Consider the following 21,104-nt stretch of genomic DNA (forward strand, 5'->3'; position numbering starts at 1 on the left):
ACACGGGTCTAGCAAAAGATACATATAATACCTCAGACTGAAACTTTAGTCCGGCCATGCGGACTATTGTGGTCATTTTCTGTCTGAGGAGGTCGAAATTATTGACTGGCAAGAACACGCCCAAAGAAGTGCTCAATGTCGTGAAAAAGAAGACCGGTAAAAGTGTTTCGGAAAAGGATATATATAAGCTGGCCAGCGGCGTTAAACCGTCAACCATGCAAAGTGAAGCTCAACTGAGAAAGCTGATCAAACAGGTAGCGGGCTTGGTGAACATCCCTGTATCGGAACAAACCACGAAAGAACTCATTCAAGCGATCAAAAGCAGTAAGATGGACCCGAATAATATGGAACAGCTCATGAAAAACATCATGAAAAAGTAACAGTTTTATGGCATAAGCTGCCGTACAAGGGCGCTTGTGCTTTTTTTGTGTTATGATGTAATTATCTATGCAGCATTTTTGGGGGTTGAGGAATTGATATGTCGCCATTGGACAAGATGTGGGCATCTTTTGTTGCCATAGGCTTGATGGTAGTTGCTTCACTGCTGATCACGTATGCAAGAAACAAAACGACCGGCGTGGTCCGGTTTATTTTATCGCTTATTGCTTTTTTAATGTTTATCCCGATCCTGCTCTACATGTTTGTATCCATAATGTAGGGGAGAGACGGAAGCCGTGATAAAATATCAGAACGTCATAACCGCACCGGAGCCGCTTCATAGTGCTCTTAAAGAGCTTGTTGCATCCACCCGTCATATGAACCTGACATGGCTGGTCGGAGGAAGTACGGGGCTGATGCTGCAAGGTGCTGCCCTGTCAGCCGCTCCGCGGGATTTGGATTTGTATATTGATCGCGAGCAGGCGCCTGTCATGCACAAGGCGTTGGCGCATTTTTCCACCGATGAGCAGATCGAAAGCGAGACGGCGATCTACAGCTCGATTCTGAGTCATTATGAGGTCGCGGGAGTCAAGGTGGAATTGGTAGGCGCATTCGAAGTGCGGGCCATGGACAGCGTATATCGGGTAGAAGCCGGTTACTTGGCGGCGGAGCATGCGGTGAGGGGTTCATTACACGACGGGACCGTCATCCATCTTATGCCGCTCATGCACGAAATGATTTTTAATATGCTGAGAAACCGTCCGGACCGCTATCATGCGATTGCAGACATTTGCCGTAAAAGTGGATTGGACATTCACAGGACTGTTTTGGAAAAGCTGGCGGAACGCAATCAGTTCAGTGCCGAGCTGATCGCGCGTTTAAAGCAGCTATTAGAATATATGGGGGAATAAGAAAGTTCTTAGGCCGTGTTCTAACTCAATGAAGGAGGCCGTGATATGGCATCGGAAATCACTTTTATGCCGGATGACAAGTCGATTCAAGCGAGGCCCGGCACCACGGTTCTCGATGCGGCCCGGAAGGCTCGTGTGCACATTCGAACTCGATGCAGCGGCAAAGCCGCTTGCCTGATGTGCAAGGTAAGAGTCATTGCAGGCGGCGAAACGGGTTTGAAGGCGATGAACGTAAATGAACGTTTGAAGCTGGGAAGCCTTTATGAAGAAGGATATCGGTTAGCCTGTCAGGCCAAATTAAGCGGCCAGGAACCCGTAACCGTCTTTGTCCCGGAGGATCCGCTGAAAAGTGCGATACGCCGTCAGTTGGAAAAACAGCAGGAGGAGGAATGGTAATGAGATTATGGCGTCTTTTTGGGACGCTGCTGCTGTCGGCCGTCTTGCTTAGCGGCTGCTTGTACCCTAAGGAACTGCGTAAGGAAAACCAGATGGCGAGCGGTGAATACGTCATGGTTGTACAGAACGCGATTGATCAATACAAAGCGAAGACAGGGGTACTGCCTATCAAAAACAGCACCGAAAATACACCGATCTATGAGAAATATCCGGTTGATTTTAGAAAGCTTCAGGGTCCCTATCTCAGCTCTATCCCGGTTAATGCCTTTGAGAACGGCGGCACCGCTGCCTATGTTCTTGTCGATGTGGAAACAAAGCCTGCGGTAAAAATGATGGATATTCCTTCATTTCAAAAAACATTGGATCTTCAGAAGGCCGTTGACGAATACAAGATCAAATCAGGAGGCAAGCTTCCGCTGGGGGAAGAAATTTCTCCGGGCTTTTATACCATTGATTACAAAATATTAAACCGCAAGGCGGAAGAAACGGCAAGCATGTATTCACCCGCGATTAAGCTGCCTTTTATCATCCAGGATTCCGGACAAGTCTGGATTGACTACGCGATTGAAATTATGCGGCTGATTGACAGCAAACAGCTGCAGAATCAACTGGACGGTATACAGGATCTTCGAGTGCTGTTGGTACAGGATTCTTATTTCGTCCCCGCCCGCTCTGTTGCTTATCAATGGAAAAACGGTCGTCCTGTTCCCACAGCCGCGCATTTTTGACTATCACCTCTATGAACCTTTTATAAAAGGTCATAGAGGTTTTTCTTTTTCCAAAAAGATAGAATAAAGACTCTCCTGCAAACATATATTTTTCAGGGATGAAAGCTGTGGCGTCTTGCGGAAAACAAGGCAGGCCAAAGAGTGACGAAAATATTTTATGCTCTTGCCATCATATTTTGCTCTGTCATACATATATTTGTACTAGACCGTAGCATGTACGAGTTTCGTCTTAAACAACCTGTAGGAGGGATTCTCATTGGAAAAAGTGGATATCTTTAAGGACATTGCAGAGCGTACTGGCGGGGATATTTACCTGGGGGTCGTTGGAGCGGTCCGTACGGGAAAATCAACGTTCATCAAGCGCTTTATGGAGTCGATCGTGCTGCCGAACATTCAAAGCGAAGCCGATCGTGCCCGGGCAACCGACGAGCTGCCGCAAAGCGCAGCGGGCCGTACCATCATGACGACGGAGCCGAAATTCGTACCAAACAATGCGGTGCAGCTGCATGTTGCGGAAGGGCTGAATGTTAACGTTCGTCTGGTTGATTGTGTCGGGTATGTAGTCGAGGGGGCAAAAGGCTATGAGGATGAGAATGGACCTCGTATGATCAACACGCCTTGGTTCGACGAGGCCATCCCGTTTCAGGAAGCCGCGGAAATCGGGACGCGCAAAGTGATCCAAGAGCATGCGACGCTTGGCGTTGTGATTACGACAGACGGCTCCATCGCCGAAATTCCCCGGGCTTCGTATATAGAAGCGGAAGAGCGTATCATCAATGAACTGAAGGAAGTCGGAAAGCCGTTCATTGTCATTGTCAACTCCACCAAACCGCAGAGCGAAGCGGTGCTGGAGCTGCGCAGCGAGCTGCAGGCGAGGCATGACGTGCCTGTCGTAGCCATGAGCGTAGCCAATATGAATGAAGATGATATGATGTCCGTACTCCGTGAAGTGCTGTATGAGTTCCCGGTACATGAAGTGAATGTCAATCTGCCGGGCTGGGTTATGGTTCTGGGTGATAATCACTGGCTTCGCACAAGCTTTGAAAGCTCCGTTCGTGAAACGGTACAGGACATTCGCAGGCTGCGTGACGTGGATCGTGTCGTTGCGGGCTTCGAGGAATATGAATTTATTGATAAAGCCGCTTTGGCTGGAATGAATATGGGGCAGGGCGTGGCAGAGATTGATTTGTACGCTCCGGATGAGCTGTACGACCGTATCCTGATGGAAGTCGTCGGTGTGGAAATCCGCGGCAAGGACCATTTGCTCCAGCTGATGCAGGAATTCACTCATGCCAAACGGGAGTACGATCATTTTGCCGAGGCGCTGGAGATGGTCAAAACGACCGGCTATGGTATTGCTCCGCCGACGCTTCAGGAGATGGCGCTTGACGAGCCGGAGCTGATTCGCCAAGGCTCCCGGTTCGGGGTAAGGCTTAAGGCCACCGCGCCGTCGATTCATATGATTCGTGTGGATGTGGAGTCGGAATTCTCGCCGATCATCGGGACAGAAAAGCAGAGTGAGGAGCTGGTCCGTTATTTGATGCAGGATTTTGAAGACAACCCGCTCAAAATTTGGGAGTCCGACATCTTTGGCCGTTCTCTTCATTCCATCGTACGGGAAGGCATCCAAGGCAAGCTGGCGATGATGCCGGACAATGCCCGTTACAAGCTTCAAGAAACGCTTGGACGTATTATCAACGAAGGCTCGGGCGGTCTGATTGCCATCATTCTGTAACGAATTTGACTATTTTCGCTAAAAAATGCACTCCAAAGGGTGCATTTTTTGTCTTTTTACTTGAAAATACCTTAGTGCTGTATTAATATAAATCTTGATTTCCTTGTTGTAAACGTAATCTACGTATATTTTTTAATGAAACGGTTAACAAAGAGAGTAACGGCATAATCGATGATTTCGGGAGGAGGTGAATCGCATGAATAAATCCGATTTGATCAACAAGGTAGCTGAAACAAGCGAGTTGTCCAAGAAAGACGCAACCAAAGCTGTTGAAGCTGTATTTGAGGCCATCTCCGAAGCGTTGCAAAACGGGGAGAAGGTACAATTGGTCGGATTTGGTAACTTCGAAGTTCGTGAGCGTTCCGCCCGCAAAGGTCGCAACCCGCAAACTGGTGAAGAAATCGAAATCCCTTCCAGCAAAATTCCGGCTTTCAAGCCAGGTAAAGCTTTGAAAGACTTAGCAAACAATTAATAATTTAGTCATATCAAGTGAATGTACATACTGTAAAGAGTGTAGAATTGCAGTAAAATTCTTCTTCAGAAAAAGAGCGACAGGCTGATGCCTTGTTGCTCTTTTTGTTTTTTACCATGGTTGATTCCTTAAGGTGATTTTCCATACATGAACATTATGGGACACAATGGGACGGCTAAGCCATTTTTTGTATCAACATGACAATGGCAGCTGCATCAGGCTGTTGATTTATCCGGCGGATGACGGGCTGAATGCTTTGGCACGAATATTGCTCACTAAAATTAAGCGAGCGGGAGTCCATCTACAGATCTTCCTTCCCGTAGAGCAATCATCCCAAGCCCTTAAGGAGGAATTTGTATGAATTTCGGATTGTTTCTAATGCCTTCCCATCCCCCGGAAAGAAACCGGTACGATGCAGCCCAATGGGATTTAGATGTCATTCAGTGGGCGGATCAATTAGGATTTTCAGAAGTATGGATAGGGGAACATTTCTCCTCGCCCTGGGAACCCGTGCCTTCTCCCGATCTTATTATAGCTCAGGCATTGCAGCGTACAGAACGGATCAAACTGGCTCCGGGGGCTCATTTGCTGCCATACCATCATCCAATCGAACTGGCCCACCGTCTTGCCTACCTTGACCATTTGGCGCAAGGAAGACTTATGTTAGGAGTAGGCGCAGGCGGACTGCTCGGTGACGGTACGCTGTTCGATGTAGACATACCGGCTGGAGAAAACCGGAAAATGATGAATGAAGCTTTTGACATCATGCTGAAGCTTTGGACCGAACAAGAGCCGTTTAGATTTGAGGGTCAATACTGGAACGTGAACACGCACATCGGCGGAAATTTGCTGAAATTTCACATGTACCCTTATCAGAAGCCGCATATGCCGATCGGCATTACAGGGCTTAGCCCGGGCTCTCCGACACTGAAGCTTTGCGGCGAGCGAGGGTACATTCCGATGAGTCTCGGCTTTAAAAACGAGTATATTGCCAGCCATTGGGACTCGGTAGTCGAAGGGGCCGCACGCACAGGGCGTACGCCGAACCGCGAGGAATGGCGGATTACCAGGGAAGTATTTGTTGCCCGGACGGATGAAGAAGCGTTGGAATGGTCGCTTGGCGGAATGATGGGACGTCAGCATAAAGAATATTGGCTGCCTACGTTCAAGGAGTTGGGCGCCTTAGATATTCTTAAGCAGGATTCCTCGGTCACAGATGATGAGGTAACGCCTGAATACATGGCGCGAACCAGCTGGCTTGTAGGTTCTCCGGATACGGTAGCCAGAAAATTGCAAGCGCTTTACGACACCGTGGGAGGCTTTGGGACGCTCCTGGTTACTACCTATGATTACCTGGATGCGCCGGAACAGTGGAAGCAGTCCATGCAGCTGTTGATGGAAGAAGTGCTGCCGCGCATCCAAAAGTGAAACAACCTTTGTGAATAAGCCTTATGCTCATGGGTGTCTAGAAGACCGATAGCCGTATCCGGTACGTCTTTTAGACACCGCCTTTGTGAAGTGCCCGTACCAGGATAAAACAAGGAGGCATACGATGAATACCCATTTTGACAGCAAAGATTTTCGGGGGGCGTTAGGGATGTTCTCCACAGGGGTGACGGTTATAACTACATCGGACGGATATGCCGTTAAAGGAATGACGGCCAATGCGTTTACGTCTGTCTCGTTGGAGCCTCCGTTAGTATTGGTGTGTGTCGGTAAAAAGGCGCAAACGCATGCTTATCTCGAAAAGAATAAAACATTCGGCATCAACATCCTGAGAGAAAGCCAGCAGGAGCTGTCCGGTCATTTTGCCGGGAAATGTAAAGACTCCGTAGAAGAGCAGATCCAATATGACTATCATGAAGATATTCCTATCATCAGAGACTGCCTGGCCTCCTTAGCCTGCACGTTATGGAGAACATACGACGGCGGCGACCATACCCTGTTTGTCGGGGAGGTCAAGGCCATACAAATGGATGACGGGGATCCGTTGTTGTTTTATAAGGGGGCCTACAAAAAAATAATATAGATATGTTTTTGCGGAACGCTGAACCGTCGAATTACGGCGATGCTTGCTCCATTGCTTTCCGCGGGATTCCCGGTTTTAAACATAAGTGATATCATAGAAACTGAAAGAACCGCGTCCCGTCAAGGGCAAGCCATCCGGATATAAAATTGGTTTTTGTCAGAGCCGGGTGCTCGATGTACACGCTCAATGAACCGGATGACCGAAGATGTGAAAGGAGGGGAGTAAGACGATGAAAGAACACTATTGGATCCCAAGCCGTAACAGGCGATTGTCAGCGATAGTTCATACACCCGAGCATCCCGCAGGTGACCTGCTGGTTGTGGTGTGCCATGGGTTTACAGGAGACAAAATCGGCGCGAATCAGCTTCTCCTTCGCCTTGCACTTGCCATGGAATCTGCCGGAATCCATGTGGTGCGCTTTGATTTTGCCGGCTCCGGAGAAAGCGAGGGCGAGTTTGCTTCTGATACCACGGTATCAGGGTGGAAGGAGGATTTGCGCAGCGTTATCGCATGGGCCGGACAGCAGCCGACGCTGGCCGGATTGAAGGTCTGTTTGCTGGGCCATAGTCTGGGAGGTTATTTAGCGTGTTCCTATGACGATTCAGAGGGCCCGGCGGCCGGAAAAATTGCGTTGGCGCCTGTTGTCCGGCCGGTCGAAAATTTTCAGCAGATCATCCTTGGACCTCAACTGTGGGAACAAGCGTTACGTGGAGAGACCATCGCTAATTTTTACGGAAAAGGCTTCACCTTGGACGGAGGCTTTGTACGGGACTTGCTCAAGCAGCCTGATCTGACAACAGAGCCTGGTCTGCAGGGACGATGTTTAATCGTGCATGGTGCAGCGGATATTGCTGTTCCTGTCGCAGGTTCACAGACGCTGCAGCGCGTATCCGGCAGCGGGATTGAACTTCATGTGCTGCCGGACGCCGACCATGTGTTTACAGGCCGCATCCAACAGCTGCAAACCGTGATTCTGAATTGGCTGCACAACCTTTGACAACCCGAAAGGCCGGGGTTACTCCTCAGCAGTTTGATCCGGGAATACAAATATCAATATCCGCATTACATGAAAAGCAGCTCCTTATGTCCATGGGAACCCCTACCTTCCGACATTAGGAGTTTTTGCGTTTTCCTGAAGAGAATTATTCGGGCTAGGCTGCCCTAACAACGTTGAATCAACTAAAACACGATTCATCCCATAGTATCCAAAATACTAATAATTGCATAACGCCATAAGTATGTTTATTGAAGAGATGATTCAATGCAAAATGACAGCGCTATTATTACTTGATGGCGGCAAAACCGGTTTCCCCAAGAATGGAATCGGGCCACGGGGATGCTCTCCGAATTCCGGCAAAACCAACCGGATATGATAGCAAAGCTGGAGGAATTGTGGGTTTTTCGCAGTTTCTTTGATAAATGAATACATTATGAAAGCTCAAAGCAAGCAGAGTTTATTCCGGCTTCTGACGGGAGTCTAATTATACCAGGTAGGGGGATGGTCAATGATTAACGATAAAGTCACAACCCATATATGGGATCGCTTTGTCAGAGAAGGAGTAATGGATAGGTCCAGAATAAGCAAGCGCATCTCGGAATCGTGGTTCCGCTGTCAACAAGCAGGAGTGAATCCGTCTACAGCCGAATGCAAGACGATCCTTGCCGGTGATTTACTCATCCAACAGCAGGAAAAGAATGCGGCCTTGATCGACATTGCGATGCCGTATATGCAGAAAATATGCGGGATCATAGAAGGTTCGGGCTCCATCGTATTATTAAGCGATTCTAGCGGCTGCGTTCTTGAGCTTGAGGGAGACCCGGAAACCCTGCAAATGGCAAAGAAGTCCAACATCGTTAGAGGCGTAAGATGGACGGAGGATGTTGGCACGAATGCCGTTGCTACCGCACTGTGCACGGGGGAGGCTTTATTGGTAAACGGTACCGAGCATTACTCGAGTGCTTACCACCATTGCTGCTGTGCCGCTGCCCCGATATATGATGGAGGGGGTACGCTAATCGGCATCCTGAACGTTACAAGCCCCGTGCATCGTTTCCACCACTACACTTTTGGGCTGGTCGTATCGATAGCCTATAACATTGAACAGCAATGTAAAATAGCAGAACAAAACGATGAGATCGAGCTGCTTCAACATTCTATTGGCCGCATTCAAAGCGGCGGGTTGGTCGCCGTGTGCACGAATAAGCAGGAAGTCGTTTTAACCAGTAATGAACTTCAATTTTCCGTTCCTCCTCACAGCAGGTTGAAGGTGGACGATATCCTTCAGGAAGGCTACAAGGAGTTATACAGGACTCCCATATCCTCTGCGAACCACGGCAGAATCATTGGATATTCCGTCTATTTTGAGGTTGGTCATCAGCAGTTCACGGTCGAGAAACAACGGAGAACAGGCTTTATTTTCCGGGGGGAATCCGGCTCGAGCAAAGCGTTTTCGCGTACGCTGCGGGAAATGGAATTAGTTGCACCCACCGATACCACGGTTTTTCTGAACGGCGAAACCGGAACAGGGAAGGAAGTCATCGCCCGCGCTATACACGAGAACAGCTTGCGCAAGGATGCTCCGTTCATTGCTGTAAACTGCGGCGCCATTGCGCCGCAGTTGATGGAGGCCGAACTTTTCGGTTACGTGGAAGGAGCGTTCACCGGGGCAAAACGCAATGGACACAAAGGAAAATTCGAGCAGGCCAATGGCGGAACGCTGTTTCTTGATGAAATCGGGGAGATTTCGCCCGCAGTGCAGGTCGCGCTTTTACGTGTTTTGCAGGAGCGGGAGATTACACCGGTAGGCGGTGATAAAGTGATCCCGTTAAATTTCAGATTGATCACAGCAACGCATCAGGATCTTCGGGAACTGGTCAGAAAAAAAGCATTTCGAGAAGATTTGTATTTCAGATTGTTTGTGTATTCCATCACTATACCTCCGCTGCGCGACCGGCGGGAGGATATCCCTCATCTGGTTAGCTATATTTGTAAAAATAACCGTTGGTCCATTCAGTTGACTGTGGACCAGATGCAAACGATGATGCGATACCATTGGCCGGGCAACATCAGAGAGCTAGTCAATGTTTTGGAGCGGTTATCCGTTTTGTCCAGGGGAGAGAATCTTTCCGGCCTGGATATCCGTTCTTTGTTCGGAAATGCATCCGACTGCGGAGAAAACCCGGATTTTGCGGAATCGCCGAATCGTGACCCGGAGGCTTTAAACTACCAGAAGCGTGTTCAAAAAGACCAGATAATATGGGCGCTGGAACAGACGGGAGGAAATGTATCCAAATCCGCGAAGCTGTTGGCCCTGCCGCGGAGTACGTTTTACCGCAGATTACGTACGTTTAAACTTGACCAGCTATAGATTTGCGGTTTGAATCGGTGAATAAGAACATCATCCTTATTCCTTAAGTGTGATGTTCCATCTCTGATGTATTGAGAATGAATGGAGGGCATCGCTATGCTTGAAATCGGCAATAGCGGCTTCAGAGCAGACGGTGAACAAGAAGGAAAAACGGCTTCCAGTCATCAAAAACGGATTGTTCAAATGAGAAACAGACCAGTACGATTTATTACGAAATCTTTGTCCGTTATACAGCACCGCGGTACTAAAATAGAAGTGAAATTTTCATGGAATTGCCACCACCTTAATCCAAATAAGCAACAACTTGATTTAGTTTTTCCAAAGCACTTGGGATTATTTTCAGTGTCGACGTCGGCTCTCCCGTACCACCATAAATAAATGGATAACGGAAAAGTCCTCTATCAACGATACAAGGCAAAGAAAGCACGATAGAGACACTGCCAACAGTGTATCCAGTTATCTCTCGGACTTCTTTTGGGCTAGCCATTTTCAATTGATGGCATCCTAGAATTCCCGACACTTCTTCTAAATCTACACGCCCACGACTTCCGGAAACAATCATCGCAAAGTAGCCTTTTTCCGACTTGAGAACTAATGCAGGTGCTGTCTGACCTGTTTCAATTCCAAAAAAATCCGCGCCTTCCTGTGCAGTACGAATCTGTTTTTCGTGATGAATGATTTCAAATTGAACTCCGCTTTCTTGCAAAAAGGTTCTTAAATTGTCCATAAGAAGGCTCCCCCTTTAGAATCTCTTCGAGTCATATTTTACCATAACTTACCCGCCGCGCCACATTCATGAGGGTCACTAGTGTGGATTGCGCCATGTTTCGCAGAATAATATTTATTTCGCATGAGTGCGCGTTTTAGTATTGCATGGGTGTGCGGCTACGTGCTATAATGAATCTCGCCGAATAAAGGGCGGGTGAATATGAAAATGCAGAATACCTTGTCCGACAAGCGTTTTTGAACGTAAGGCAGCGCGATGATGCCGGGGTATGGCGCAGTCTGGTAGCGCGCACCCTTGGGGTGGGTGAGGTCGTGGGTTCGAATCCCGCTACTCCGATTATTAGCAAAGATCGTTTCCAATGATGTTGGAGCGATCTTTTTTTCTTCCCAAAAAAGTTTTCAGCTGCAGGAGAAATAGCGTAATAACAACGGTCATTTATTAAAATTTCATGAAGACACTGTTTGTTCTTTTTGGTATACTAATCTCGTCTTAGTTCAGGACTAAACACAAACAATTTCATAGCACATGCAAGAGGGGAAGACCACAATATGTCAGTAAAGTGGAAGCGATGGATGGCATCACAAGATTGGGAAATGTACGGTATTCTGGCCTCGATTTTTTTGGTATGGAGAATCGGGGTGATAGGCAATTGGAGCTTCGGCTGTTGGGTACTTCTTCTCATTTGCTTGATGGGTGTACGCAAAGATCAAGTGGACATGGATTGGAAGCGTTTTTTTGTTGTGGGGATTCCTTTGCTTGGCATTTTCTATTATTTCTATGGATCCGGGAATGGATTGTGGTGGAAAATTGCCAACTGGATGTTTGAAAACAATCGTCATCCATGGAATTGGGATGCCTTTATGCGAAGTATTCCGCTGAACGACGCCGCATGGGCCAGACACTTTCACCACCCGGCTGCAGATCGGATTATGGTGTGGATCTATAATTACGGATTTGTGCTTTCCCTATGGATTTGCATTGTCCGCAGCTTCTGGACGAGAAGTGTTAAAAAAATGCTGTCGTATGCACTTTCCGGCCATTTATTGCAGTTCCCGCTGATCCTGCCGTTCTACAATTTGATTCTGCTTCGGGAAGTATGGTGGGTCAAAGGCCAGCCCGATTTGCTCAGCCGGCAGTTTGCAACGCAAAATGACCTGCTTATGAACGTCATGAACTGTTTTCCGAGCATGCATACTTCGATTTCGTTTGCAATGTTGCTTCTGGCCCTCCGCGAGAAGGACCGCCTGTTCAAATATACGATGGTTGCTTATTGTTCGGCGATCATCTTCTCTACCATGTACCTTCAGATACATTGGGTGCTCGACGTCATTGCCGGAATGGCCTTTGCATATGGGGTGGTGAAGCTGGCGGATCTGTTGATTCACTTGGCGGTCAGGCTGGTTCCGGGCCGTCTCAAAGGATTTTACACGAATAAAGACCCCTTTCAAAACAAAACGATGGCTGCCTGAATAAAGGCAGCCCAACTGCAAGACTCAATTCGTGCTTGCTTTACTTTGTGCAATTAGATGTCTCTCGTTTTGTTTCCATTGCTGTATAGCTTCGAGAGAATCCCAATAAGACATCGTGATGCCTAAACCTTCCCGGACACTTTCCACTCCCAGAAATCCGGGCTGGATTGATGCAAGCTTTAACATTTCGTCTGCCATTTCAGCATAACCATGATCCCCTTCTGTTCGTTCAGAAATTTGCAGAGCCTTATTCGACGTTGTATTCTCTATTCCTTGCTGTCAAAATAACAGAACCAACCCCAATAATGCTCTGCAACTCCTTCGTTGCAGCCTCATTAAAACGGCCGGTCAATAGGACAAATGTTGTGCCTGCCGAATATCAACCATGTAATTTAACACAGCCTTTCTCTTAAAAGTTGACATTGGCAAGTTTTTTCTGCATGATTAGGGTTATCTAAGCATAAGTGCGGGAGGACATGACGGATGGAAACGAACCACAATGATTATTTTATCGTGAAAGCAATGGATAACGGAGTGCAGGTGATTGGACTTACGAGAGGGCAGGATACGCGGTTTCATCATACGGAGAAGCTGGACAAAGGCGAGGTCATGATTGCCCAGTTTACAGACCATACGTCGGCGGTCAAAATCCGCGGCAAGGCTAAGATTATGACAAAGTACGGCGTAATTGATACGGAGGAATAATTTTTCGGGCAGGCGGAGGCATAGCCTGCTTTTTTTCGTTGTACAATGATAACAGACATGGATTTGGACGGGGCTGCCGTCTAAAGGAGGAAGAAGGCATAGTGAAATGGATTCCTCGTCTGTTGCTCATGACAGCGGTATCGGTCGCAGTTGCCGCCGGGTTGTCTTACTTGTCCAAGCTGGATGCCACCGTCAGCGTGTTTCGTTCTGTACAGGCACAGCCGGTCTCCGAGGCCAACATTGTGGATGTCGTATCCAAAATGCAGCTGCATCAGAGAATCCGGCGTGTGGAACTTAACCATGCGATCGTTTCCATTGATCTGCTTTCCGTTAAATCGACGGAGAAAGCAGATATTTTCGAAGATTTGTATGAAATTCCCAAGGTGATGTTCGGTTCGTCAACCAATATATATCAGGTGTTGATTCGGGTATTGGACGGCTCGCAGGAGGGAAGCGGAAGTCCCGGTCTGCTCGTTGCCGCCGATGCAAGACGTGAGAAATGGCTTGCGAACGAATCGGGGCTTCGTCCGCAAAACGCGAATGAATTGCAGCAGTTTCTCGATGCGCATTATAGAATGACCTATGCTCCGAAATGGAAGGCACGGTTTTTAGAAAAAAGCTGATCCTGGAACATGCGAAAAAAACCACTTTATGCTATACTAATTCAGATGGAGAAAGATTGAGTTATTTTTCGTTCGTTCGGAGGCTTACATATGAACTCTTATCGGATTCCGGAGATCGCTGCAAAATATTTGGAGTACGACATGATTCAAAAGCATACGGATCTGCCTCGTTTTCCCGAATTTCGCAGTCGGCTGCTGTATGCTTTTCTTGATAAACACAGTGCGTTGGCCCAACAAAGCGAACTGTTTACGCTGGTGACCTCACTTGTTCAAATCGGAATGGATACACACGACATGGTCAGCGTCAACAATGATGTGAAGGAACAGGCGGAGAGCCGTTCCAGACAGCTTAAAGTGCTGGCCGGTGATTATTTCAGCAGCCGGTTTTATTACTTGCTGTCGCATGCAGGACAAATCGATTTGGTCGGTATGCTTTCCAGGGGGATTTGTGAAGTGAACCGGTTAAAAATGAATTTGTACTTGATGAAAAAGCAGCTCAAGCTGACGGCTGATGAATACATCCGCCAAATGGTTGAAGTAAAAACACAATTGTTCTTATCCTTTTCTTCTCTGCTTGAAGAGCGGTTTTACGGTATTTGGCCGGAGATTCTGAGATTGTTTACCCGCTGCGAAGTGCTGCTGCAAGAGATCATCCGCTCCGAAACGTCCCAGCATTACAGAGAGAGCTGGGGCTTTTGGCATGTGCTGCAATGGGGGACGAAGGAAGAGAAAAAGCTGCTTGAGCATGGGGAAGCAGATCAGGCGAAGCTTCGTTCGATTTGGTTGAAATACAGAGTGACCTCCCAGCTGTACCAATTGCTTGACGCCTGTTTTAAGGAATTGCAGGAAAAGCTGCAGGGGATTCAGCCGGAGAATCTCGGGAAGGAACTCAGCTCGATTGGTGAATCTTTTCGCAGCTACTTATCAGGACCGCGGGCGACGCAGGAAATTTGAGGTGACAAGCGGAATGCAAAGCAAATCCAAAGAACAATTCGTTCACTCCGTATTTGAGAGCATCGCGCCCAAATACGACTTGATGAACGACATATTAAGCTTTCGCCGGCATAAAGCATGGAGAAGCTTTACCATGAAAAAGATGAATGTGCGGCCGGGAAGCACGGCGATTGACTTATGCTGCGGCACCTGTGACTGGACGATCAGTTTGGCGGAAGCAAGCGGGACGGGGGCAATGGTCGGACTCGATTTCAGCCAAAATATGCTTGATGTGGGCCGGGAGAAAATCCAACGGCTGGGTCTGGACAAGCAGATCCGTCTTGTTCGCGGCAACGCGATGGAACTTCCGTTTGAGGACAACACATTCGACTATGCGACCATCGGCTTTGCGCTTCGGAACGTGCCGGATCTGGTTAAGGTCATTGAAGAGATGCAGCGGGTGGTCAAGCCCGGAGGGCTGGTCGTTTCGCTGGAGCTTTCCAAACCGACTTGGCAGCCGTTCAAATCGATTTATTATTTTTATTTTCAAAAGATTTTGCCGCTGCTCGGAAAATTGATTGTAAAACGCTATGAGCAGTATAAATGGCTGCCGGAGTCCCTGGTTCACTTTCCGGATCATAAGCAGCTCGCAGAGATATTCCGGACAACCGGTCTAACGGACGTTGAGGTTTATCCTCTTACCGGGGGCATTGCGGCCCTTCATATGGGCAAGAAGCCGCAAGCGGCAATCGGAGCTGGGGGAGAATAACGACATGCTGTGGAGAAAGACCAAAATTTATATGGAAATGATCAAGATCGAGCATACGCTTTTCGCGCTTCCTTTCGCTTTCATGGGGGCGCTGCTTGGTTCTGTGGTCATGCTGGGCAAGCTTCCGACATGGGGGCAGATCGGTTGGATTCTGCTTGCGATGATCGGAGCCAGAAGCGCAGCGATGGGACTCAACCGGGTGATCGACAAAGTGTTTGACGGCAAAAACCCGCGTACAGCGATGAGGGCGATTCCGGCCGGGCTTATTTCCTCGAAGGAAGCGGTTTTGTTTGTTCTCGTTTCATTTATTTTGCTGTTTTGGGCGGCTTCGCAATTGAGTCCTTTGGCTTTTAAGCTGCTTCCGGTTGCTGTTTTTTTTCTTGTTATTTATTCTTATACGAAACGGTTCACTTGGGCATGCCACATTATATTGGGCATGACCGTTGCGCTTGCTCCTTTGGGCGGATGGGTGGCGGTAACCGGTGAAATTACGCTGACGTCTTTGGTATTTTATGTGGCGATCGTATTTTGGCTGGCCGGTTTCGATGTGATTTATGCTTGCCAGGATGCCGAGTTCGACCGGGAGGAAGGGCTTCATTCTATTCCGAGCCGGTTCGGCATACCGAAAGCGCTCAAAATTGCACGCTGGTTTCATATCATCACTGCGGCAGGTTTCATCGGCCTGTTTTTTTTGACCGAATTGACGTGGGTGTATTTGGTCGGGGTATTGATTTCCTATGCCCTTTTGATGTACGAGCATCTGATCGTTAATCCGAAGGATATGACAAGGCTGAATACGGCGTTCTTTACAATGAACAGCACCTTGAGCATCGTTTTATTTGTATTTACGCTAATCGATTTGGTGGTGAATACGGGATGAGCAGACCTTGGGTAATCGGCATTACGGGCGCAAGCGGTGCAGCATACGGCGTCCGGTTATGCCGTTTTCTGCTGTCACGAGGCGAGCATTTGCATCTCGTGATTACGGATGCCGGATGGCGGGTATTGAAAGAGGAGTTGGGCTGGGATGCGGGGCGCAGGCAGGAAAGCCTGAAGAAACATTTGGGCGGGTCTGCCGGTTCCTATGAATACGTTCCTAACCAGGATATCGGCGCCAAGACGGCGAGCGGATCGTTCCTGACCAAAGGCATGGTGATTGTCCCCTGTTCGATGGGGACGCTATCCGGTATTGCCAACGGCGCATCGGACAATCTGCTGGAGCGGACGGCCGATGTGATGCTGAAGGAAGGCCGCAAGTTGATTTTGGTGCCCAGGGAAACCCCCTTGCATGCGATTCACCTGGAAAATATGCTGAAGCTGTCCCGGCTGGGCGTACGAATGATTCCGGCGATGCCGGCGTTCTATCAAGGTCCGCAAACAGTTGACGACATGATTGATTTTGTTGTAGGAAAAATATTGGACACGATGGAAATCGAACATCAATTGTATAAAAGATGGGGTATGCAGACATGACAAAGAAACATCGGGCGATCCGTATCGGCCGCATTGACTTTACCAATGTATGGCCGCTCTTTTATTATTTCCCGTTCTCCTCTTTCGGCAGCGAGCTGGAGGTTATTCAGCAAGTTCCGACTCAGCTGAACCGTGCCATGGCAAAAGGGGAAATCGATATCGGTCCGATCTCCTCGTTTGCTTACGGGGAAAATTTCGAGAATTATATGCTGTTTCCCCATATGTCCGTCAGCGCATTCAGTCATGTAAATTCCATTTTGCTGTTTCACCGCAAGCCTTTGGAAGAACTCGGGAAAGCGACGATCGCGCTTCCTACGACCTCGGCTACATCGGTGAACCTGCTCAAAATCATTTTGACCAAATTTTACGGGCTCGAACCGAATTACGTTTATGCGTTACCCGAATTGAGGCCGATGATGAGAACGGCCGATGCCGCGCTGCTTATCGGAGATCATGCGATCCGCGCCAGTTGGGAAGACAGCGGGTATCTCGTTACCGATCTGGGGGCGGAATGGACGAGATTAACCGGCCAATGGATGTCTTTTGCCGTTTGCACGATTCGGAGACAGACGGTAGAGCAGCAGCCTGAGCAGATCCGGCGCATCTTTGATGCTTTTATGGAAAGCAAACGCAAATCGCTGGCCGATTTGACAAGACTTGTGCAGGACGCGCAGGCGTTAATCGGGGGTACGGAAGCTTATTGGCGGCATTATTTTTCTACGCTCAGCTATGAGTTCGGCCCTAAGCAGCAGGAGGGACTTAAATTATATTATCGCTATGCGGCGGAGCTCGGTTTTTTGGATCGGGAGGTGTCGCTGAACATTTGGAATGACAATTCTGTAGTACGGGTGACGGAATGAGACTTTTGGATATCTATGCAAAATTTCAAAAAGATATCAGCTTTATCGAGAAGGAGCTGGAGCGAAGCATCGACGTGGAGCATCCGATCCTTCGCGAGGCTTCCTTACATCTGCTTAAGGCAGGGGGAAAGCGGATTCGTCCGGTATTTGTCCTGCTGGGAGCCAAGTTCGGAAATTACGATCTGGAGCGGGTCAAACATGTGGCGGTACCGCTGGAGCTGATTCATATGGCATCGCTTGTGCACGATGATGTGATTGATGATGCCCAAACGAGACGGGGTCAACTGACGGTGCGCTCGAAGTGGGATAATCGTATTGCAATGTATACTGGGGATTACATTTTTGCCAAAGCCTTGACGATTGTGACCCGGCTTTCCGAACCGTCCATTCATCAGATCATGTCCAAAGCTCTCGTGGAAATGAGTATCGGCGAAATGGAGCAAATCCGTATGTTCTTTCATACGGAACAAACGGTAAGGGATTATTTGCTCCGGATCAAACGAAAAACTGCGCTGCTTCTGGCCATCAGCTGCCAATTGGGGGCGATCGCGGCACAAGCATCAGAGAAAACGGCCAAGCAGCTTTTTAATTTTGGCTACAATGTCGGCATGGCTTTCCAGGTACGCGACGATTTGCTTGATATTTGCGGTACCGAAAAGGAAATCGGCAAGCCTCCCGGAAGCGATATCAAGCAGGGGAATATTACGATTCCGGTTATCTTTGCTCTGCAAAATCCCGCGCTTCGTCCGGTTCTGCTTCGTGAATTGGAAAGAATTGAAGCCTCCGACGGGCAAACCGACGTCACCGATTTTCTGAACATGATCCGCGCCAGTGAAGGCGTAACCCGTGCAGAGGCGATGGTATCTCACTACATTAACAAGGCCATTCGCTCCCTGGAAGGGTTGCCCGATATACAAGCCAAAAGAGACTTGATCAACATTGCGCATTTTGTGGGGAACCGTTCTTATTAGAGCATGAGGGGACAGGAAAATGGAAAAATCGTTTGCCATGGTTAAGCCGGAGAGCGGCGAGCGGGAGATTGCCCATTTTTACAGGGCGGAAGCATTGCTTAGCTATAATCAATCAATACAAAAGAAGATTTGACAGGACGGGATGGCGTCATGGAGGATACGGATTTTCTGCTGTTTATCAAGAAGGTGAAGGACTATACGTCCATAGACCTGGCGCAGTATAAAGAAGCTCAGATGAAGCGGCGTCTTACCACGCTGCGGATGAAAAAAGGGTATTCCACCTTCGCGGCATTCTTTGATGCAATGAGCAAAGACAAGGCTTTATTCCATGAATTTTTGGACCGGATGACGATCAATGTATCCGAGTTTTGGCGCAACGCGAACCGGTGGGAGGTGCTCGAACAGCGCTTTTTGCCGGAGATGCTTCGCAAAACCGATAGGCTTAAATGCTGGAGCGCCGCTTGTTCCACCGGCGAGGAGCCTTACACGCTGGCGATGATTCTCTCGGAGCTGGGGGCGCTTTCGAACAGTCAGTTGTTGGCCACCGATATCGACGAAGGCGCGCTGGATAAGGCGAAGAAGGGGATCTACTCCGACCGCTCGGTGAAGGATGTGCCGAAAAAATATTTGCGCAAATATTATCGTCAGGACCAAATGACTTATCATATTGACGAATCGCTGAAAAAGGCGGTCCGTTTTCAAAAGCAAAATTTGCTTGTCGATACGTTCGATACACAGTTTGATTTGATTGTTTGCCGCAACGTGATGATTTATTTTACGGAAGAGGCGAAACATATGCTTTATCAGAAGTTTGCCCATGCTTTGAAGCCTGGCGGTCTTCTGTTTGTAGGCAGCACCGAGCAAATTTTCAGTCCGGGCCAGTATGGATTGGAAACGGCGGATACGTTTTTTTACCGGAAGATGGCGTAAGTGAATAATCGCTTCCATGTTGTTCCATACTAAGAATAAATTGCTTTTGAAAGCTGTGCTTGCTTGCAAAGCATGCTGGAGGACACACATGGATAAACGAAAGGTCATTACTGCGTACCGCCGTGGATTTATTACGATGCAGGAATGCGCGCAAATCCTGGGAATCGATTCGGTTCAAATTCTGGGATTGGTCGGCGAGCCCGAGCATAAGGACGGCTCTTCCGTACTTAATAAACAACCCGCAAACGGCTGGCGCTAAACCAGCCGAATCAAGAAAGAGGCGCTGTCTGACTGGCATCATGCCAAAGGACGGCGTTTCTTTTTTTGTGGGGGCGTTTCTTGTCAAAGGCAGACACCTATACTATAATTAGCACAGGAATGGAGTACATAAAAGCGCTAAAGCGACTAAGCGCGCTGAGGCTTATGCTTTCATGGGATAGGATGAAAGGGGACTAATAAGTGAGATATTTAACAGCAGGAGAGACGCACGGGCCGCAGCTGACGGCGATTATCGAAGGTTTCCCAAGCAATGTGTCCATTGATTTCGAGGCGGTCAATCATCAGCTTGCCCGACGGCAAAAAGGCTACGGCCGCGGGCGCAGAATGCAAATCGAAAAAGACACCGCATCTATTGTCGGGGGCGTTCGCCATGGCAAAACGACCGGAGCTCCGATTGCGCTGGTCGTAGAGAACAACGATTGGAAGCACTGGACATCTGTCATGAACATCGAGCCGATCGAAGGCTCGGATGAAACCAAACGGCGGGTCAACCGTCCGCGTCCCGGACATGCCGATCTGAATGGCGGTTTGAAATACAATCAGCGCGATCTGCGCAATATTTTGGAGCGCTCCAGCGCCAGAGAGACGACGATGCGCGTGGCTATCGGCGGCATAGCCAGAGAGCTGTTGAAGGAATTCGGCATCAAAGTGGCCGGTCAAGTGATCCGTATCGGCGATGTCGAGGTGCAGCGCCAAGACATGCCGATTGACGACCTGATCCGGATCACCGAGGAATCTCCGGTGCGTGTGACGGATAAAGAAGCGGAAGCCCGGATGATTGCGGCCATCGATGCGGCAAAAGAAGACGGGGATACGCTTGGCGGTATTGTAGAATGCATTATCGAAGGCGTTCCGGTCGGTCTCGGCAGCCATGTCCAATGGGACCGCAAGCTGGACGGACGGATCGCGCAGGCGGTGCTGTCGATTCAAGCGTTCAAAGGCGTCGAATTCGGGATCGGCTTCGAAGCGGCGAAGCGCAGAGGCTCCCTGGTTCATGATGAAATCATGTACAGCGAAGCGCGCGGCTTCTGCCGGGCCAGTAACCGTGCCGGCGGTTTTGAAGGCGGGATGACGACAGGGGAGCCGATTGTCGTGCGCGGAGTGATGAAACCGATCTCGACGCTGTACAAGGCGCTGCAAAGCGTCGATATCGATACGAAAGAATCGTTTACCGCACAGGTAGAACGCTCCGACACCTGCGCCGTGCCTGCGGCGAGCGTCATCATGGAGAATGTGATCGCTTGGGAAGTCGCCAGAGCGTTTATGGAGAAGTTCGGCGGCGATTCCATCGAAGAAATCCGCAGGAACTATGAAAGCTATTTGGAACAAACGAAAAGCTATTAATCGG

25 protein-coding genes and 1 tRNA gene are annotated in these 21,104 nt (G+C 48.8%); 24 read left to right on the forward strand and 2 right to left on the reverse strand.

Annotation, left to right across the window (positions count from 1 at the left end; all coding sequences use genetic code 11):
- Nucleotides 1-56 precede the first annotated feature (56 nt).
- From BLT35_RS00830 to BLT35_RS00885, 11 genes are all read left to right on the forward strand, one after another.
- Nucleotides 57-380: a stage VI sporulation protein F gene (locus BLT35_RS00830; RefSeq protein WP_171005811.1), complete on the forward strand. Its 324-nt coding sequence runs from the start codon at nucleotides 57-59 to the stop codon at nucleotides 378-380.
- 98 nt (nucleotides 381-478) lie between these two features.
- The gene (locus BLT35_RS00835) at nucleotides 479-658 is read left to right on the forward strand and encodes a DUF2768 family protein (RefSeq protein ID WP_062408872.1); all 180 of its coding nucleotides are present in this window, start codon (nucleotides 479-481) and stop codon (nucleotides 656-658) included.
- Between the two features lie 16 nt (nucleotides 659-674).
- On the forward strand, nucleotides 675-1,289 hold the full coding sequence (locus tag BLT35_RS00840; protein WP_054818272.1) for a nucleotidyltransferase domain-containing protein: 615 nt from the start codon (nucleotides 675-677) through the stop codon (nucleotides 1,287-1,289).
- 45 nt (nucleotides 1,290-1,334) lie between these two features.
- Nucleotides 1,335-1,685, forward strand: coding sequence for a 2Fe-2S iron-sulfur cluster-binding protein (locus tag BLT35_RS00845; RefSeq protein WP_054818273.1), 351 nt, complete (start codon nucleotides 1,335-1,337; stop codon nucleotides 1,683-1,685).
- Complete coding sequence (locus BLT35_RS00850) at nucleotides 1,685-2,413, forward strand: YphF family lipoprotein (RefSeq protein ID WP_074726804.1); 729 nt, start codon at nucleotides 1,685-1,687, stop codon at nucleotides 2,411-2,413. Before BLT35_RS00845 ends, BLT35_RS00850 begins: the two co-directional genes overlap by 1 nt.
- 256 nt (nucleotides 2,414-2,669) lie before the next feature.
- Nucleotides 2,670-4,148, forward strand: a complete 1,479-nt coding sequence (spoIVA, locus tag BLT35_RS00855) for a stage IV sporulation protein A (protein ID WP_062408869.1) — start codon at nucleotides 2,670-2,672, stop codon at nucleotides 4,146-4,148.
- A 196-nt stretch (nucleotides 4,149-4,344) separates the two neighbouring features.
- The gene (locus BLT35_RS00860; protein WP_062408868.1) at nucleotides 4,345-4,620 is read left to right on the forward strand and encodes an HU family DNA-binding protein; all 276 of its coding nucleotides are present in this window, start codon (nucleotides 4,345-4,347) and stop codon (nucleotides 4,618-4,620) included.
- Between the two features lie 357 nt (nucleotides 4,621-4,977).
- Nucleotides 4,978-6,048: an LLM class flavin-dependent oxidoreductase gene (locus BLT35_RS00870; RefSeq protein WP_074726806.1), complete on the forward strand. Its 1,071-nt coding sequence runs from the start codon at nucleotides 4,978-4,980 to the stop codon at nucleotides 6,046-6,048.
- Between the two features lie 124 nt (nucleotides 6,049-6,172).
- The gene (locus BLT35_RS00875; RefSeq protein ID WP_074726807.1) at nucleotides 6,173-6,649 is read left to right on the forward strand and encodes a flavin reductase family protein; all 477 of its coding nucleotides are present in this window, start codon (nucleotides 6,173-6,175) and stop codon (nucleotides 6,647-6,649) included.
- Nucleotides 6,650-6,878: 229 nt separating this feature from the next.
- Nucleotides 6,879-7,646, forward strand: a complete 768-nt coding sequence (locus BLT35_RS00880; protein ID WP_062408864.1) for an alpha/beta hydrolase — start codon at nucleotides 6,879-6,881, stop codon at nucleotides 7,644-7,646.
- Between the two features lie 508 nt (nucleotides 7,647-8,154).
- Complete coding sequence (locus tag BLT35_RS00885) at nucleotides 8,155-10,017, forward strand: sigma-54-dependent Fis family transcriptional regulator (RefSeq protein WP_074726808.1); 1,863 nt, start codon at nucleotides 8,155-8,157, stop codon at nucleotides 10,015-10,017.
- A gap of 283 nt (nucleotides 10,018-10,300) precedes the next feature.
- Here BLT35_RS00885 and BLT35_RS00890 read toward each other — a convergent pair whose 3' ends face one another.
- The gene (locus BLT35_RS00890; protein ID WP_054818278.1) at nucleotides 10,301-10,744 is read right to left on the reverse strand and encodes an aminoacyl-tRNA deacylase; all 444 of its coding nucleotides are present in this window, start codon (nucleotides 10,742-10,744) and stop codon (nucleotides 10,301-10,303) included.
- A gap of 262 nt (nucleotides 10,745-11,006) precedes the next feature.
- Between BLT35_RS00890 and BLT35_RS00895 the strand changes: the two genes are divergently transcribed.
- A tRNA-Pro gene (locus tag BLT35_RS00895) sits at nucleotides 11,007-11,080 on the forward strand.
- 212 nt (nucleotides 11,081-11,292) lie between these two features.
- Complete coding sequence (locus BLT35_RS00900) at nucleotides 11,293-12,213, forward strand: phosphatase PAP2 family protein (protein ID WP_074726809.1); 921 nt, start codon at nucleotides 11,293-11,295, stop codon at nucleotides 12,211-12,213.
- A 24-nt stretch (nucleotides 12,214-12,237) separates the two neighbouring features.
- On the opposite strand, the gene BLT35_RS27305 is transcribed toward BLT35_RS00900, so the two are convergent.
- Nucleotides 12,238-12,456, reverse strand: a complete 219-nt coding sequence (locus BLT35_RS27305) for an antibiotic biosynthesis monooxygenase family protein (RefSeq protein ID WP_375162515.1) — start codon at nucleotides 12,454-12,456, stop codon at nucleotides 12,238-12,240.
- 240 nt (nucleotides 12,457-12,696) lie between these two features.
- Here BLT35_RS27305 and mtrB point away from each other — a divergent pair, with 240 nt between their 5' ends.
- From mtrB to aroC, 11 genes are all read left to right on the forward strand, one after another.
- On the forward strand, nucleotides 12,697-12,918 hold the full coding sequence (mtrB, locus tag BLT35_RS00910; RefSeq protein WP_054818282.1) for a trp RNA-binding attenuation protein MtrB: 222 nt from the start codon (nucleotides 12,697-12,699) through the stop codon (nucleotides 12,916-12,918).
- 101 nt (nucleotides 12,919-13,019) lie between these two features.
- Nucleotides 13,020-13,541 (forward strand): hypothetical protein, encoded by a 522-nt coding sequence (locus BLT35_RS00915; protein ID WP_062408861.1) that lies wholly within the window; start codon nucleotides 13,020-13,022, stop codon nucleotides 13,539-13,541.
- Nucleotides 13,542-13,631: 90 nt separating this feature from the next.
- Nucleotides 13,632-14,495 carry a heptaprenyl diphosphate synthase component 1 gene (locus tag BLT35_RS00920; RefSeq protein WP_054818283.1) on the forward strand — a complete coding sequence of 288 codons (864 nt, stop codon included), beginning with the start codon at nucleotides 13,632-13,634 and terminating at the stop codon, nucleotides 14,493-14,495.
- Nucleotides 14,496-14,508: 13 nt separating this feature from the next.
- Nucleotides 14,509-15,243, forward strand: a complete 735-nt coding sequence (locus tag BLT35_RS00925; protein WP_062408859.1) for a demethylmenaquinone methyltransferase — start codon at nucleotides 14,509-14,511, stop codon at nucleotides 15,241-15,243.
- Between the two features lie 7 nt (nucleotides 15,244-15,250).
- Nucleotides 15,251-16,123, forward strand: a complete 873-nt coding sequence (locus BLT35_RS00930) for a UbiA-like polyprenyltransferase (RefSeq protein ID WP_062410955.1) — start codon at nucleotides 15,251-15,253, stop codon at nucleotides 16,121-16,123.
- The gene (locus tag BLT35_RS00935) at nucleotides 16,120-16,716 is read left to right on the forward strand and encodes a UbiX family flavin prenyltransferase (protein WP_054818284.1); all 597 of its coding nucleotides are present in this window, start codon (nucleotides 16,120-16,122) and stop codon (nucleotides 16,714-16,716) included. The genes BLT35_RS00930 and BLT35_RS00935 overlap by 4 nt, the downstream gene beginning before the upstream one ends.
- Entirely contained in the window at nucleotides 16,713-17,576 is an 864-nt protein-coding gene (locus BLT35_RS00940; protein WP_074726810.1) for a menaquinone biosynthesis protein, read from the forward strand. The genes BLT35_RS00935 and BLT35_RS00940 overlap by 4 nt, the downstream gene beginning before the upstream one ends.
- Nucleotides 17,573-18,547, forward strand: coding sequence for a heptaprenyl diphosphate synthase component II (gene hepT, locus BLT35_RS00945; protein WP_074726811.1), 975 nt, complete (start codon nucleotides 17,573-17,575; stop codon nucleotides 18,545-18,547). Before BLT35_RS00940 ends, hepT begins: the two co-directional genes overlap by 4 nt.
- A gap of 150 nt (nucleotides 18,548-18,697) precedes the next feature.
- Entirely contained in the window at nucleotides 18,698-19,477 is a 780-nt protein-coding gene (locus BLT35_RS00950; protein ID WP_062408856.1) for a CheR family methyltransferase, read from the forward strand.
- 88 nt (nucleotides 19,478-19,565) lie between these two features.
- Nucleotides 19,566-19,736, forward strand: coding sequence for a hypothetical protein (locus BLT35_RS26700; protein ID WP_171005810.1), 171 nt, complete (start codon nucleotides 19,566-19,568; stop codon nucleotides 19,734-19,736).
- A gap of 200 nt (nucleotides 19,737-19,936) precedes the next feature.
- Nucleotides 19,937-21,100 carry a chorismate synthase gene (gene aroC / locus BLT35_RS00955; RefSeq protein ID WP_054818286.1) on the forward strand — a complete coding sequence of 388 codons (1,164 nt, stop codon included), beginning with the start codon at nucleotides 19,937-19,939 and terminating at the stop codon, nucleotides 21,098-21,100.
- Nucleotides 21,101-21,104 lie beyond the last annotated feature (4 nt).

Source organism: Paenibacillus naphthalenovorans, from assembly GCF_900099895.1.
Lineage (GTDB): Bacteria > Bacillota > Bacilli > Paenibacillales > NBRC-103111 > Paenibacillus_G > Paenibacillus_G naphthalenovorans.

Bases quoted from the DNA above. Each gene is read 5' to 3' on its own strand.
- BLT35_RS00830 (WP_171005811.1), top strand. From the start codon at position 57: ATGCGGACTATTGTGGTCATTTTCTGTCTGAGGAGGTCGAAATTATTG.
- BLT35_RS00835 (WP_062408872.1), top strand. From the start codon at position 479: ATGTCGCCATTGGACAAGATGTGGGCATCTTTTGTTGCCATAGGCTTG.
- BLT35_RS00845 (WP_054818273.1), top strand. From the start codon at position 1,335: ATGGCATCGGAAATCACTTTTATGCCGGATGACAAGTCGATTCAAGCG.
- BLT35_RS00850 (WP_074726804.1), top strand. From the start codon at position 1,685: ATGAGATTATGGCGTCTTTTTGGGACGCTGCTGCTGTCGGCCGTCTTG.
- BLT35_RS00860 (WP_062408868.1), top strand. From the start codon at position 4,345: ATGAATAAATCCGATTTGATCAACAAGGTAGCTGAAACAAGCGAGTTG.
- BLT35_RS00870 (WP_074726806.1), top strand. From the start codon at position 4,978: ATGAATTTCGGATTGTTTCTAATGCCTTCCCATCCCCCGGAAAGAAAC.
- BLT35_RS00875 (WP_074726807.1), top strand. From the start codon at position 6,173: ATGAATACCCATTTTGACAGCAAAGATTTTCGGGGGGCGTTAGGGATG.
- BLT35_RS00880 (WP_062408864.1), top strand. From the start codon at position 6,879: ATGAAAGAACACTATTGGATCCCAAGCCGTAACAGGCGATTGTCAGCG.
- BLT35_RS00885 (WP_074726808.1), top strand. From the start codon at position 8,155: ATGATTAACGATAAAGTCACAACCCATATATGGGATCGCTTTGTCAGA.
- BLT35_RS00890 (WP_054818278.1), bottom strand. From the start codon at position 10,744: ATGGACAATTTAAGAACCTTTTTGCAAGAAAGCGGAGTTCAATTTGAA.
- BLT35_RS00900 (WP_074726809.1), top strand. From the start codon at position 11,293: ATGTCAGTAAAGTGGAAGCGATGGATGGCATCACAAGATTGGGAAATG.
- mtrB (WP_054818282.1), top strand. From the start codon at position 12,697: ATGGAAACGAACCACAATGATTATTTTATCGTGAAAGCAATGGATAAC.
- BLT35_RS00920 (WP_054818283.1), top strand. From the start codon at position 13,632: ATGAACTCTTATCGGATTCCGGAGATCGCTGCAAAATATTTGGAGTAC.
- BLT35_RS00925 (WP_062408859.1), top strand. From the start codon at position 14,509: ATGCAAAGCAAATCCAAAGAACAATTCGTTCACTCCGTATTTGAGAGC.
- BLT35_RS00935 (WP_054818284.1), top strand. From the start codon at position 16,120: ATGAGCAGACCTTGGGTAATCGGCATTACGGGCGCAAGCGGTGCAGCA.
- BLT35_RS00940 (WP_074726810.1), top strand. From the start codon at position 16,713: ATGACAAAGAAACATCGGGCGATCCGTATCGGCCGCATTGACTTTACC.
- hepT (WP_074726811.1), top strand. From the start codon at position 17,573: ATGAGACTTTTGGATATCTATGCAAAATTTCAAAAAGATATCAGCTTT.
- BLT35_RS00950 (WP_062408856.1), top strand. From the start codon at position 18,698: ATGGAGGATACGGATTTTCTGCTGTTTATCAAGAAGGTGAAGGACTAT.
- BLT35_RS26700 (WP_171005810.1), top strand. From the start codon at position 19,566: ATGGATAAACGAAAGGTCATTACTGCGTACCGCCGTGGATTTATTACG.